At 28.6% G+C, this 14,380-nt stretch carries 16 protein-coding genes and 1 pseudogene; 2 read left to right on the forward strand and 15 right to left on the reverse strand.

The genetic code is table 11. The annotated features are described in order from the left end of the window. Positions 1–64 precede the first annotated feature (64 nt). The 12 genes and pseudogenes from KQI77_RS06070 to KQI77_RS12975 form a co-directional block, all read right to left on the reverse strand. Positions 65–1,507, reverse strand: a complete 1,443-nt coding sequence (locus KQI77_RS06070; protein ID WP_216389376.1) for an alpha-amylase — start codon at positions 1,505–1,507, stop codon at positions 65–67. 53 nt (positions 1,508–1,560) lie between these two features. Further along, positions 1,561–2,454 carry a DUF445 domain-containing protein gene (locus KQI77_RS06075; protein WP_216389377.1) on the reverse strand — a complete coding sequence of 298 codons (894 nt, stop codon included), beginning with the start codon at positions 2,452–2,454 and terminating at the stop codon, positions 1,561–1,563. A 27-nt stretch (positions 2,455–2,481) separates the two neighbouring features. Further along, positions 2,482–3,939 (reverse strand): glycogen synthase GlgA, encoded by a 1,458-nt coding sequence (glgA, locus tag KQI77_RS06080; RefSeq protein WP_216389378.1) that lies wholly within the window; start codon positions 3,937–3,939, stop codon positions 2,482–2,484. Positions 3,940–4,177: 238 nt separating this feature from the next. Continuing rightward, entirely contained in the window at positions 4,178–4,792 is a 615-nt protein-coding gene (locus KQI77_RS06085; protein ID WP_216389379.1) for a DUF3793 family protein, read from the reverse strand. A 10-nt stretch (positions 4,793–4,802) separates the two neighbouring features. Next, positions 4,803–5,219 (reverse strand): flavodoxin, encoded by a 417-nt coding sequence (locus KQI77_RS06090; protein WP_216389380.1) that lies wholly within the window; start codon positions 5,217–5,219, stop codon positions 4,803–4,805. 123 nt (positions 5,220–5,342) lie between these two features. Continuing rightward, positions 5,343–7,049, reverse strand: coding sequence for a hypothetical protein (locus KQI77_RS06095; RefSeq protein ID WP_216389381.1), 1,707 nt, complete (start codon positions 7,047–7,049; stop codon positions 5,343–5,345). A 218-nt stretch (positions 7,050–7,267) separates the two neighbouring features. Then, positions 7,268–7,522, reverse strand: a complete 255-nt coding sequence (locus tag KQI77_RS06100; protein WP_367397280.1) for a Fur family transcriptional regulator — start codon at positions 7,520–7,522, stop codon at positions 7,268–7,270. A gap of 14 nt (positions 7,523–7,536) precedes the next feature. Continuing rightward, on the reverse strand, positions 7,537–7,716 hold the full coding sequence (locus KQI77_RS06105; RefSeq protein ID WP_216389382.1) for a FeoB-associated Cys-rich membrane protein: 180 nt from the start codon (positions 7,714–7,716) through the stop codon (positions 7,537–7,539). Positions 7,717–7,740: 24 nt separating this feature from the next. Then, positions 7,741–9,864 carry a ferrous iron transport protein B gene (gene feoB, locus KQI77_RS06110; RefSeq protein ID WP_216389383.1) on the reverse strand — a complete coding sequence of 708 codons (2,124 nt, stop codon included), beginning with the start codon at positions 9,862–9,864 and terminating at the stop codon, positions 7,741–7,743. A gap of 28 nt (positions 9,865–9,892) precedes the next feature. Beyond that, positions 9,893–10,111, reverse strand: coding sequence for a ferrous iron transport protein A (locus tag KQI77_RS06115; protein ID WP_216389384.1), 219 nt, complete (start codon positions 10,109–10,111; stop codon positions 9,893–9,895). Between the two features lie 14 nt (positions 10,112–10,125). Further along, positions 10,126–10,335, reverse strand: a complete 210-nt coding sequence (locus KQI77_RS06120) for a FeoA family protein (RefSeq protein ID WP_216389385.1) — start codon at positions 10,333–10,335, stop codon at positions 10,126–10,128. A gap of 426 nt (positions 10,336–10,761) precedes the next feature. Next, a pseudogene (locus tag KQI77_RS12975) lies at positions 10,762–10,931 on the reverse strand (IS3 family transposase); the annotation flags it as partial. A 187-nt stretch (positions 10,932–11,118) separates the two neighbouring features. On the opposite strand from KQI77_RS12975, the gene KQI77_RS06125 reads away from it, so the two are divergent. Beyond that, on the forward strand, positions 11,119–12,264 hold the full coding sequence (locus KQI77_RS06125; protein ID WP_216389386.1) for an acyltransferase family protein: 1,146 nt from the start codon (positions 11,119–11,121) through the stop codon (positions 12,262–12,264). A gap of 82 nt (positions 12,265–12,346) precedes the next feature. Here KQI77_RS06125 and KQI77_RS06130 read toward each other — a convergent pair whose 3' ends face one another. The 3 genes from KQI77_RS06130 to KQI77_RS06140 form a co-directional block, all read right to left on the reverse strand. Continuing rightward, complete coding sequence (locus KQI77_RS06130) at positions 12,347–12,490, reverse strand: hypothetical protein (RefSeq protein WP_216389387.1); 144 nt, start codon at positions 12,488–12,490, stop codon at positions 12,347–12,349. A gap of 12 nt (positions 12,491–12,502) precedes the next feature. Continuing rightward, the gene (locus tag KQI77_RS06135) at positions 12,503–12,838 is read right to left on the reverse strand and encodes a hypothetical protein (protein WP_216389388.1); all 336 of its coding nucleotides are present in this window, start codon (positions 12,836–12,838) and stop codon (positions 12,503–12,505) included. Between the two features lie 68 nt (positions 12,839–12,906). Continuing rightward, positions 12,907–13,434, reverse strand: a complete 528-nt coding sequence (locus KQI77_RS06140; RefSeq protein WP_216389389.1) for a GNAT family N-acetyltransferase — start codon at positions 13,432–13,434, stop codon at positions 12,907–12,909. 214 nt (positions 13,435–13,648) lie between these two features. Here KQI77_RS06140 and KQI77_RS06145 point away from each other — a divergent pair, with 214 nt between their 5' ends. After that, complete coding sequence (locus KQI77_RS06145; protein WP_216389390.1) at positions 13,649–14,263, forward strand: aldo/keto reductase; 615 nt, start codon at positions 13,649–13,651, stop codon at positions 14,261–14,263. Positions 14,264–14,380 lie beyond the last annotated feature (117 nt).

Genomic DNA, 14,380 nt, shown 5'->3' on the forward strand with positions numbered 1-14,380 from the left:
CAATTAATAAATTCAAAATCCAAAAAACTAATCCAATACCTTCAAATCTTCCACTAGAAAATTATCACTTTTTTATATACACAGAAACTGACTTGCCTTTCACCTTAAATACACCATATCCATTTTTATCTATTATCACTTCATCTTCTATATTACCAAGAGCATCGTAGTATACTTGTCCACCATTTTCCTTACCAACATACATCTTCTTTTCACCGTCTTCATACCAATTGGTCATAATTGTAACTAATCCAGAATTGTCATGTTCTTTATCTCCTTCTCTTACAAAGCCAACTACATCTTTATCATCAAAATATAATTTTTCTTTTCCATAAGCATATTTTTTTCTTAATGATATTAATTCTTCTATATGTTCAACTGGTTTTATATTCTGGCATTCAACTCCATATAAATCACCATAGAACACACATGGATATCCCTTTTCTCTAAGTAATATAATTGCATAAGCCATTGGCTTAAACCAATCTCTAACCCAACTTTCTAATGATTGTCCATATTGGCTATCATGATTATCTACAAATGTAACTGCATATTTAGGATTGCTTTCTACTAATGTATTATCCAATATAGTGCTTATATCATAATCTACATCACTAGTAGATATTCTATGGAAATTAAAATGAAGTGGAACATCAAATAATGACATTGTCTTACCAGTAACATCTATATAATGATTAAGTTTATTTAAATCATTGCTCCAATATTCTCCAACAGCAAATAATTCCTTGCCTGTTTTTTTACGTAACTTAGTAAGCCAATCTTTAAAAAATTGAAATTTTATATGCTTAACTGCATCTAATCTAAAACCATTAATATTAGTAGTTTCTATATACCATTCTCCAAATCTATCTAATTCTTCAAGAACTTCTTCATCACTAAAGTCTACATCAGCACCTAGTAGATAATCATAATTTCCCAATTCATCATCTACTTCTTCATCCCACTTCTTGCCTATAAATCTAAATATACCACCTTCTCTGTGTAGTACATCATAATCAGTTCCATGAAAGTGTGTCCAGTTCCATCTGAAATTAGAATATTTACCATTACGTCCCCAGAAATCAAATTTAGTCCATACTTCTACTTTTCTCATATCTCCAATTGTTTTGGTTCTATCATTATTATCATCTTTTACTGCATATGTCTTCTCTATCTCATCAGCACCAGTTCTGTGATTTAAAACTATATCAGCCAAGACATCTATATTATTATCTTGAAGTGAACTAATAGCAGCTATATATTCATCCTTTGAACCATATTTAGTTTCAACAGATCCTTTTTGACTGAATTCACCTAAGTCAAATAAGTCATAAACTGAATATCCAACATCTGTAACACCACTTGCTCCTTTAGTAGCAGGTGGTAGCCATACAGATGTTATTCCTATATCACTTAAATGCTTTGCATCAGCTTTTACCTTTCTCCATAGTGATTTATCACATGGAAGATACCATTCAAAATATTGAATCATTGTTTTATTGTCCATCTCCAATTGCCTCCCTAGTTATGGATACTTATTTGTCTAAATATCATTTTATCTTAAATGAAAATATTTAATATTCCTATTATAAACCCTATTAGTGCACCTAAGTTAACTACAGCATTTAACTCCTTCTTCATAACAGATAACACAAGTTCTTCTAGTTCTCTCATATTCATTTCTTTTATCTTTTCTTCTATTATAGATGATATATTTAATTTCTTTAATATAAGTCCTGCTTTTTCTCTAACAAATCTTATATATATGTCTTTAATAATTTTTCTTAGTCTATCCTCATCTATATCAATTATATCTAAAAACTCTTTTATTGTGCCATTTTCAAATTTACTATATTCCTTACATATCACAGGAAATACATAATCTTCTCCATTATTCTTTATAAACTCATTTACTCCATCTCCTAATGAAGTAGCTATTGAACTTATCATTTTATCATTTACAAACAAAGATAAGGCAGCAGGAAGCTTTTCTTTTATAGTTTTACTTCCTTCTGTAGCAATGATATTTCCTATATCTTCGTTTTCTAACACATTAACTACCTTAGTAGTTAAAAAACTAATTACTTTCTCTCTTATATCATCTAACTTATCTTCTTCTATGAATTTCTCTAATATATTAGAAACCTTTATTTCAGTATTATCGTGTCTATAAACATAAGTAATAACTCCATCTTGAATTGTCTTTATTATATCTTCATTTAATAGAGTATTAATTATGTCTTCTTCTGTAAGTAGTGTATCAGCAACCATATTTCCTAATGCTTTTGCCACTCTATCCTTCCCTTTAGGAATAATTCCTGGTGTAAATGGTAATGTATACTTTCCTATTTTTATAGGGTTATAAGGTTTAAATAACATCTTTACCGCTATATAGTTAGTACAATATCCTATAATACCTCCTATAATAGGTCCTGAAATAATTGCAAAATCCATATCTTTTCTCTCTCTTTCGTTTATATATTAATACCAATTATTAATTACTTTTTCGTATAAATCTTGATATTCCTTAGCTTGAACTTCCCATGAGAAATCTTCTTCTAAATCTCTCTTAACCATATCATCCCATTTATCTCTATTAACAAAATACTCATGTTTAGCATAATTAATTGTTCTAAGCATCTCGTCTGCATTATAATTGCTAAATGTAAATCCTGTTCCTGAATTTTCATATTCATTGTATGGAATTATAGTATCTTTTAATCCACCTGTTTCACGAACTATAGGAACTGTACCATAACGTAATGCAATAAGCTGAGTTAATCCACATGGTTCAAATTTAGATGGAACAAGCATAGCATCTGCTGCTGCATATAACTTATGTGCTAAATTATCTGAATAATATATGTTAGCTGATACCCTATCTCTATAATCCCAAGCATATTTCTTGAACATATTCTCATATCTTTCGTCTCCAGTTCCTACTATTACAAACTGAACATTATCATCAGGAATTCCTCCCATAACCCAATTTATAAGATCTAATCCCTTCTGATCTGTTAATCTAGATATAAGACCTATCATCATCTTATTCTCATCTACTGGAAGACCTAATTGTTTCTGTAATTCTGTCTTATTAACACTCTTGTTCTTCTTGAAATCATCCTTATTATAATTCTTAAATATCTGAATATCTCCTTCTGGATTATAAACATTATAATCTATTCCATTAACTATACCACATAACTTGTTATTATAGTCACGTATAACTCCATCAAGACCTTCACCATAATAATCATTCTGAATCTCTCCAGCATAAGTATGACTAACTGTAGTTAAATAGTCACAATAAACTATTCCACCTTTTAACATATTAGCCTCTCTCTTATATTCCATTTTTCCCAAATAAAAAACTTCATCTGGAAGCCCTGTTAAATATCTAAATGTCTTTATATCCCATACTCCTTGGAATTTTAGATTATGAATAGTTAATATAACCTTAGTACCATAGAAAAATTCATTATATCTATATAATGTTCTCAAATATACAGGCACTAATGCTGCTTGCCAATCATGGCAATGAATAATATCAGGTTTAAAGTTAATAACTGGTAATATAGCCAAAGCTGCCTTACTGAAGAAACAGAATTTCTCTATATCCCATCTTAAATCTCCATAAGGCTTATCGCCACTAAAATATTCTTCATTATCAATAAAATAATAAGTTATACCTTCATGTACATAAGTCATTATTCCAACATGAACATGAGTATACTTATGACCTAAATCCATATAGAAATGATGAACATACTGAAAATGTTGACGATATTCCCAAGGAATACATTTATAGTTAGGAATAATAACTCTTACATCATATTTATCTTTATCTAATGATTTAGGTAACGCACCAACAACATCAGCTAAACCTCCTGTTTTAATAAATGGATAGCATTCTGATGCAACAAATAATATATTTCTCATAAAAAAATCCCCCTAAGTTTCTTACTTTATTAATACCTTTTTACATGTTTATATATATAGTATAACAATGATATAATCCTATTTCAAATATTTAGGTTAAATTTAAAACATAATAGCATTAGCTTAATTAATAAATTTAATTTCTTATAGAACAAAAAGACGTATCTGCAATTTAACTTAAACTCTAGGAGGTAAAAGTTTTTATGCAGACACGTCACATTTTCTTTTGGCAAGTATACTAAGCTACTAAAGCTTTTATACACATTATTATTGTTTTCTTATTATATCCATTTAATATGCTAGTTTGAGTTTTTAATTTTATATCGTCGTATAATTTAAACAGCTTTCTTGCTCTTTCTTCATTATTGAATACTTTCCAATAACCACACAATAGACACTTTTTTTCAGAGCAATTAATAAAATCATCAACATCCCTAAAGGGAATGCCCAAAAACAAGCCGATTTCATGAGGGCAATGATATTTATTATATCTTATTTTTAATGTATTTAGATAGCTATTTACAGACAGCTTCTCATCATATCCAAGCTTCACTAAGAAATTTTTAGTTTCCACTTCACTAAGCTGCATTAATAAATTTTCATCATTATATATTAATGTAACAATTATGTCTTCTGTCACTCTAAGCACAATATAATCAAGCGACAGATTTTTTATAATTTCATCACCATATTTAACAAAACCCTCATAAGTATTAAATTCGTTCTTATTAAACGTAATTGTAGATGCAGGCTTAACTCCAGCAATAACCGGGGATATATTATATATAATAAGCTTTTCCATAAACTCTCTTTCTGGTAGAGCATTTATGATTCTATAAAACTCTAAACACATATCATTTCACCTATAGAGCAGCTATTTGCTTACCATATTCTATAAGTTCACTATCATCATCATCTGGAGTACCATTTGTCATTACACATTCTAATGGAACTGTACATCCATAATCAGTCATTCTTTCTTCCCAGTCTCTCATCCATTTTCCATCTCCCCATCCATAAGAACCGAATAGAGCTACTTTTTTGCCAGCTATTTTAGTAGATATAGCTTCAACAAATGGATCAAATTCACATTCTTCTAATACTTCATCTCCCATAGCTGGGCAACCTAATATTACTACATCTTCATTGTCAAATATATCATCACTTGCAGCTGAAACATTAACTACTTCAGCTTCTTTTCCAGCTTCTGTGATACCTTTTGCTATTATTTCAGCACACTTTTCTGTGTTGCCTGTTCCTGACCAATATACTATTTTCATATTAATAACATCCTCCTTGAAATATAAATAATCCTTACATATTTATATTATGATAATTATTATCAATTGTCAATGTATATCAATTGTTAATGTGTCTCACTTTTTCTCATTAAGACATATCACTTATTGGAATAATTTTATAATTTTAGATTTTGTTTCAGGCTTCTTCTCTTCACTATTATTTATATACTCTTCATAAGTTCTTCCCTTCAGTTTCCATAACCTAATGCCAGATAAGAATTTATCAAACAATTCCCTTACATTATCTTCTTCTACCCTAGATAAATCAGCGTCTATGCCTTCTATTATATCTGATATAACGTCTTCCTTATCCCTATATTGTATATCTACAAGCATCATATATAAATTCTTCATAAAAGCATCTTCTTCTTCAAGTACAAACATATATGAAAAATCATCTATAAATCTCTGACCATTTTCAGACATATCTATACCTTTTCCAAGGGCAATTAATTCTTCTTCATCAATATAACAGAAATCTTCTTTAAATTTACTAAGTTTATCAAGCATATCATTATCTTCTAAAAAGAATTGATATTCAAGATAATATTTACTCTTTTGCTTTCTGATATCAAAATTATCACCTAAGAAACTAATATCAATATCTAATAACCTAAACAACTTATCTTCTGTTATATCTATATTATATCTATTAAGAAGCATTACAATATCTGAGAAAGAAATCCTTCCATATGATATAGCCATTCCATTAACTAATTGTATTATTTTTTTATTTTCTTTTATTTTCTTTCTTAGATTAAAATTATTTATGTTATCTATTAACTCTATAACAGCACTAGGCATAATAAGTGCTGGTTCATCATTTATTATTGTAGGGAAAAGTACACCATATGCAATCATAGCCATATTGCTATTAAATATATTTTTACCTTCTTCTAATATATCATCAAGAGTATATATTCCATTATTATTCTTAATATTAAGTAAAAACTTGAACTTACTCTCTTCTAATTCTTCTATAAATCCTTTAACCAATTCAGAATATTGACTTATGAATTCTTCTACAATTTCTGGCTTTTTAAGACGCCTATCAATTGTTCCACCAAGTTCATTTACAAACTGTAATATTTGTTTCTTAGGATACTGTTCTATTAAAACTCGTATATCCTTAGAATTTTTTCCCTTTGTAAACTCACTCAATACTGCATCAGACATAAAGCCAACAGTTTCATCTATTAGATCTTGTATATATTCATCTGTAACAACATCATCTTCTATAGTTTCTACCTCAAAATGAGTTTTGTTGCCTGGAAGATATTTATTCTCTGATTCTCTATTGCCCTTATAACCTAATACTCCATCTCTAGGTGATACTTCATTTTCATTTCTACCTATAATCTCCACCTGAGCAGAAGTTGGAAGCTCTCCCCTATAATCTGCTACTTCTATGGAAACTTTAGTTTTTTCTTCAGTATCATATGTATATGTAAACTTATCATCTACATAGAGCATATCTTCTAATACATACTCCATATCATTACCGCATTTATATATTTTTCTATCTATGGTAAAAAAACTTTCTTTCGTTTCATCATTAAACCATACATCCCTAAGAACTCTATCTAAATCCTTTAATTTCAAATTGGCATCTATAGAAACATATAAGCAATACACTCCTGGTTTATTTTTATCTTTTATAGCCAAAATAAATTTATTCTTAAAATTCTCTCTTTCTTCTTCTGATGCTGATAAAATCCCATTTATTCTAACCGTACAAGAATATTTCATATGTTTTTTTATATTTCTTTCTGTTAATTCTTCATTACAACAATAACATTTCGCTTTCATATTAATCTCCTTATTTTGTATAAGTTAATGCTATAATTATATACTACCTTATTGGAAACTAAAATACAAAATAAAGAAGTTTCAATATTTATTAAAATACTGAAACTTCTTACATCAATCACATATATCTCTTACAATATCTTTTAATCCCAAAGATTATAGCAAACATTATAATTATAATAACATATAACATAGGGGTCATCTTCTTTCACATATTTCTATGCAAATTTTATTTTATTGGAATCTATTATTCCTAGCTCTTCTAGAAGATTAACCATTCTATAAACAGTTGCTAGTCCTAAAGATTTATCCTTCTTACTTGCCATAAAATATATCTCTTTTATACAAGTAAATTGATTATTCAATATAACATCTAATAAAATTTTTCTTTGGTTTGTTATTCGCATTCCGCGATCTCTAAACTCTTGTAATATTTGTTCTTTTTCATATTCTATGCTATTTATATCTGCCACGTGCCTTCCCCCTTTTATTTCTGTAACTTAATACCATTGTTATTATGACAACTATGCTTATTACAATCTCCATCGCAGCCTATACAGCCACCTTTTTTATTGGTTTTTATGATATATCTAATTATACATATAAATATTATTAATAAAATTAGAGAAATTACTATATTCGCAATGTTATTAATTAACCATTCCATAATGCAATCACTCCTTTTTTTACATTACGCTTCTGCCTTGTAACCTTTTCTAAATAGTAAGTATAAGAATGCAATTATAATAATTATTGCAACTACTGTTCCTACTCCAAATGATAGAGCTCCTGTTACTAATCCACCTATTTGGTTTACTACTAAAGCTGTACAATATGCTAATACTGTTTGATATCCTATTGCAAAGAATGTCCACTTAGTGTTTGACATTTCTCTCTTAATAGCTCCAATTGCTGCAAAACATGGTGCACATAAAAGGTTAAATATTAAGAATGACATTGCTGCTGCACCATATGGGAATAATTCTGCAATTGCCTTTAATAATCCCGGATCATTTTCTGCTGCATCAGCGCCAAGTCCAAGTAATACTCCAAATGTACCTACAACATTTTCTTTTGCTACAAGTCCTGATACAGTAGCAACAGTTGCTTTCCAGTTACCAAATCCTAATGGTTTAAATATTGGAGCAACAACATTACCAATGTTAGCAAGTAAACTCTTAGATTCATCTACCATACCAAATCCATGATCAAATCCAAAGCTTGATAAGAACCAAATTAATGCACAAGCTATAAATATAACAGTACCAGCTTTCTTAATGAAAGATTTTCCTCTTTCCCACATATGAATTAAAACACCTTTTGCTGCTGGTATATGATAATCTGGAAGTTCCATAACAAATGGTGCTGGATCTCCAGCAAATCTCTTAGTCTTCTTAAGAATTATACCTGAAACAATTACTGCAATAACACCTACAAAATACATACAAGGAGCCATCCATTTAAAATCACTAAACATTGCACCACCTATAAGAGCTATTACTGGAAGTTTAGCTCCACATGGAATAAATGTTGTAGTCATAATAGTCATTCTTCTATCATTCTCATTTTCAATTGTTTTAGATGCCATTACTCCTGGAACACCACAACCTGAACCTATAAGCATTGGGATGAATGATTTACCTGACAAACCAAATTTTCTAAATAATCTATCCATAATAAATGCAACTCTTGCCATATATCCACAATCTTCTAATATAGATAAGAAGAAGAATAATATTAACATCTGAGGTACAAATCCAAGAACTGCACCAACACCACCAATTGCACCATCAACTATTAATCCAATTAACCAATCACTAGCATGTACATGTTCTAAGAATGTTGTAACAGCTGGTTGAATAGTATCGCCAAATAAAGTATCATTAGTCCAATCTGTAACTATTGATCCAAGCGAAGTTACAGAAATGTAATAAACGATTATCATTATCACTGCAAAGATAGGAAGTGCCAATACTCTATTAGTTACAACCTTATCAATTTTATCTGATACAGATTCTTTTTCTTTCTTTTTACTTATTGCACTATCTATAGCTTTTGCTATATATTCATATCTTTCATTGATTATAATACTTTCACTATCATCATCTTCTGAGCTTTCGTATCCTTTAATTATTGTTTCTAAATCATCTTGTTGATTTTTAGATATCTTTAATTTTTCAATTATTTTTTCATCTCTTTCAAAAAGCTTTATGCTATAGAAACGTTTTTGAAAATCTTGAACTGTACTAGGTAATGTTCCTTCTATTCCAGATATAACATTCTCCAAATTATTAGAGAATATTTGTTTAACTTCAACTTTACTATTAGAATTAGCTTTTTTAACAGCTTCACTAATAAGTTCATCTATTCCCTTTGATTTAAGTGCTGATATAGGAACTATTGTAACTCCTAATGATTCGCTTAGTTTCTTTACATCTATGCTATCGCCTTTCTTTTCAACTAAGTCCATCATATTAAGAGCCATAACAACTGGAATTCCAAGTTCCATCACTTGAGTAGTTAAGTATAAGTTTCTTTCTATATTAGTTGCATCTACTAGATTAATAATTGCATCTACTTTTTCATTTAATAAGTACTCACGGCTTACAACTTCTTCTAGTGTATATGGTGATAAAGAATATATACCAGGAAGGTCTGTAATAATTACATCTTTATGACCTTTTAATTTACCTTCCTTCTTTTCTACTGTAACACCTGGCCAGTTACCTACATACTGACTAGAACCTGTTAATGAATTAAATAATGTAGTCTTACCACAGTTAGGGTTACCTACTAACGCTATTTTCACTGACAATTTACTCCCTCATTTCTTTATTCTATTACTATTTTACTTCAATAATTTCAGCATCTTGCTTTCTTATAGATAATTCGTATCCTCTTATAGTTACTTCGACTGGATCACCTAAAGGGGCAACTTTTCTTACATAAATTTTGCTTCCTTTAGTAATCCCCATATCCATAATTCTACGTTTTAATGCTCCACTACCATTTATTTTTACAACAGTAACTTCATCGCCTACATTTACTTCTCGTAATGTCATTTTTTACTTCTCCTTTATATCATTATTTTTTTTGCCATGTCCATATTTAAAGCCACTCTAGAATCTTTAATACTTACTATAATATTTCCCCCATTAGTAGAAATAACAACTACTTCCGATCCAGATACAAAGCCCAAATTTTCTAAAAATCTTCTAGTTTCATCTAAACCGCCGACTTTTTTTATAGTGTTTACTTCACCAACTTTGGCCATTGTTAAAGGCATAACAATCAACTCCTTTGAAAATCGATATTCATTATCATTTACATTGATAGTATATTCCTCTTAACAAACAAAGTCAATAATTAATGAAAATTATTTTCATTAATTATTGACTTTAAAGTATGATTTTAAAACAAATAGTATATAAATCCATAAAATTATCATTTATTGACAGTATTGAAATTATTGAATTAATCTTTTTTGATTACTTATCTTTTCAGTTGATTAATATCTAATACCATTCTGATAGTAGTAAAATAAAAGATGGAAAAATTACAACAAATATAAACACTCCTTATGCAGATGTATCTAAAATAACAAGAATAAAAAATTAATTAACAGTATAGAATTTAGGGCAAGTTTGATTAAATTAGGGAATAATTGTAATATAAATATTTCAATAAAAATATTAAAATCATTTTTTCAATACTTTATTGATGAATGGAAAGATTCTATACAAGCATTATCATATGGACAACCTTTTTTCTAAATGATTGTATAATATTAAATTTTTTACAAAGTTCTTTTAAATCATTACTTGTATATTGAGATCCTAAATCAGTATGAAATATCAATTTTTTATCCTTATCAGGTTTTTGACGTTAAATGTTTTGATGGTATAATAGAAGCAAACCTAGTAGAAGGACTATCTGTTGTTAATAGTAATATTTATAATAAATATGAAGGAAATGCATTTACTAATCTGAACTTGCAGCATTTTTAAAGAACAGTTTAATTTTATTAGCATAAAACAACTCGCATACAAATCTCATAGGAGGTATAGTAATGGAATCAACAGTAGAAATAAATAAGAAAAAAGTTTCAACCAGAAAGAATTACATAGATAATATTCGATGTACATTTATTCTATTGCTAGTACCATTTCATGTTTCTATGGCATGGAATTGCTGGGGAGAGGGTAATTATATATGGTTTTCTAATAATAAGATTTTGAGTTCTTTAGTCACCTTTATATCACCTTGGTATATGTCTTTGTTATTTATTCTTGCTGGAATTAGTTTGTTTTATTCATTAAGGAAGAGAATTACTAGCCAAGTCATAAAGGAGAGGTTTAATAAATTAGCTTTGCCTCTAGCTACAGGAGTTTTAACAGTAGTACCAATTATGACTTATTACGCAGATAAATTCTATACTGGCTATAATGGTAGCTTTTTGGATCATTATAAAATATTCTTTACAAAGTTTACGACTTTAACAGGATACGATGGGGGATTTTCTCCTGCTCATCTATGGTTTTTACTATATTTATTCATAATTTCGCTTTTGAGTCTTGGTTTCATTTCTTTACAGAAAAAATTTATACCGAAACTATCACAAGGTGATAATTTATCATCTGGTAAGCTATCTATAAAACAGCAGTTATTGGGGGTTTATGGATTAGGTGTTTTTCCTATAGTTTTAACTCCTGTTCTTAACATTGGTGGAAAGAGTATCGGATCATACTTTGCACTTTTTCTTCTAGGATATTATGTATTCTCTAAAGAGGATGTTATGACTTTGGTTGTCAAAATACGATGGATTAATTTTTTATTCATGATGATTTTCGATATTCTTGATACATATATGTTTATATGGAGTGATTCGGCAAATGCAATAATTAATACAATTGCAATGCACCTCACTTGTTGGTTTGGAATATTGACGATGCTTGGACTTGGCAAATCATATTTCAATCACAATAACAAGATTATGAGATATCTTAATTCTCGTTCATTTGCATTTTATATATTTCATTTTATTTGGGTTATTATTTTTCAATATTATATTTGTAAATTTACTTCAAGTAATTTTCTGATTTTTATTGTTTCTACTGTTGGCACATATATTATGACTTTTCTTACTATTGAAATTATCATTAGAATACCTGTTGTTAACTATCTATTTGGTGTAAAAAGAAAATCAATCAATTAAATTAAAGACCTAAAATATAAAGATGTTAATGACACACAATCACTATTGGTTTTTTTAAGTTCAATTTCATTATACAATTAGTCTAATATTTATCTTCATCTTTATTTTCTTTATCATTATATAGTCTATCATAAAGCCTTCTTCCTGGATTAGGCATATCATATAATGACTTACTTGCAAGTATGCTTAATGCTACCATAAATATAATAAATAATATAATTTTCATAAATATCGCCTCCTAATTATTAATAATAGCTTGATAATACGGATTAATTCCATTCTCTACATCATTAATTGAATATTCTACAGCTATGTCTGGAATAACTCCTTGCAAGTTGCTAGTTGAATTTCTATTAGCCTTATTTAAAACGTCTATTTTTTCACATCCACTTGCATATATAATAGGTAGAATTGAAGATTGCTTTTCTGCCACTCCAAACATCTCTGTAGAACCTCCAGTTTCTTCTCCAACCATTACAGCATTACATTTACTAGTCAAGGTATCTACTGCAACTACTCCTGCTGAAAATGTATTTTTAGTCATAATTACATAAACTTTTTTTGAATTAAACAAACTCATATTGCTGCAAATAAGATTATCTAAATGTTCTCTAAACCCTCCTATATTAGTAGATACATCTACTAATATTTTATCTCAAATTTATCTTTTGACATTCTATATTCGTATGACGGAATCTCTTTTTCAAAACTATCTGAATAAAAAACACCCTCTTGTATAAATTCAAATCCCATTTTCTCAATTAACTTTTTAGATGCTATATTATTTTGAAAACAACATGCCCACACATATACAACATCCTTAGAAAATAAATATTTTAAAACTTCTAGTATTACTTCACTCATAATTCCAAGCCTATGATATTTTTTATTTAACGCAAAACCTAATTCTTTAGTATCAGAACGCCCTTCTTCTGAATCTTCATGAATTGCAATATAGCCTATTAATTTATTTGTATCTTTAAAAATAATCCCATAAATGTTTTTATTTAAACTCCATTGTTCTAAAACCTTTTCAGTCTCTTCAATATTTTTATGTGCACTCCATCCAACCATCTCAATTTCTGATTGACTACAAAATTCATGCATATCATTTATATCTTCTTTGCAGAAATTTCTCAAATATATTCTATCTGTATTTAATACCTTCATATTTATTTCCCCTTACATTTCATCTATTTCAATAATTTGAATATTTTTATCTTTTATGTTTATCTGGCCTTGTATCTTTTGTCCACTTACTAGGATTGGTATCATCCGGTATCGCTCCTACTAATATATCCTGATAATGTGATACTCAAATTTATTAAAATCATAATAGCATGAACATTAAAATTGTTCAATATACTGATATGGAGGAATTATTATGGAATATTTAAAACTAAATAATGGTATTGAAATGCCACTTATTGGCTTTGGTACTTTTACACTATTAGGAGAATCATGCGTTAATTCTGTATCTTCTGCAATAAAAGCAGGTTACCGAATAATTGACACTGCAGAAGCTTATGGAAATGAAAAAGAAGTAGGTAATGGCATAATCAAATCAGGTATTGATAGGAATGATTTATTTCTTATTTCAAAGGTTAATTTTAAATCATACGAAAATGCAGAATTTTCAGTTATGCAATCTCTAAAGAACCTACAAACTGATTATATTGATTTAATGCTGTTACATTGGCCTTTTGCAAATTATTATTCTGCATGGAGAACTCTAGAAAAACTTCATGCAAATGGAATAATAAAATCAATTGGTGTTTCAAATTTTGAACCTGATCAGTTACTTGATCTTATTGCTTATAACAAAATTACACCAGCAATAAATCAAATTGAAACAAATCTATATTGTCAACGTAACACAGAACGTACTTGGATGGGCAAAAAAAATGTAACACCTATGGCATATGCACCTCTTGGTCAGGGAAATAGAAACGAAATGTTTACAGAACCTACTGTAATTTCACTTGCAAAAAAATATTGAGCCTGTAAATAATTTTGTGTATTCTTAATTTCTTCTTAGAAATAATCACATTTTTATTTGATTTTAGTGATATACAATTTTGTAGAAAATCATAATATCATAGAATAATTTATTATT

The sequence above is a fragment of the Clostridium sp. MSJ-8 genome, assembly GCF_018918325.1.
Taxonomy (GTDB): domain Bacteria; phylum Bacillota; class Clostridia; order Clostridiales; family Clostridiaceae; genus Clostridium.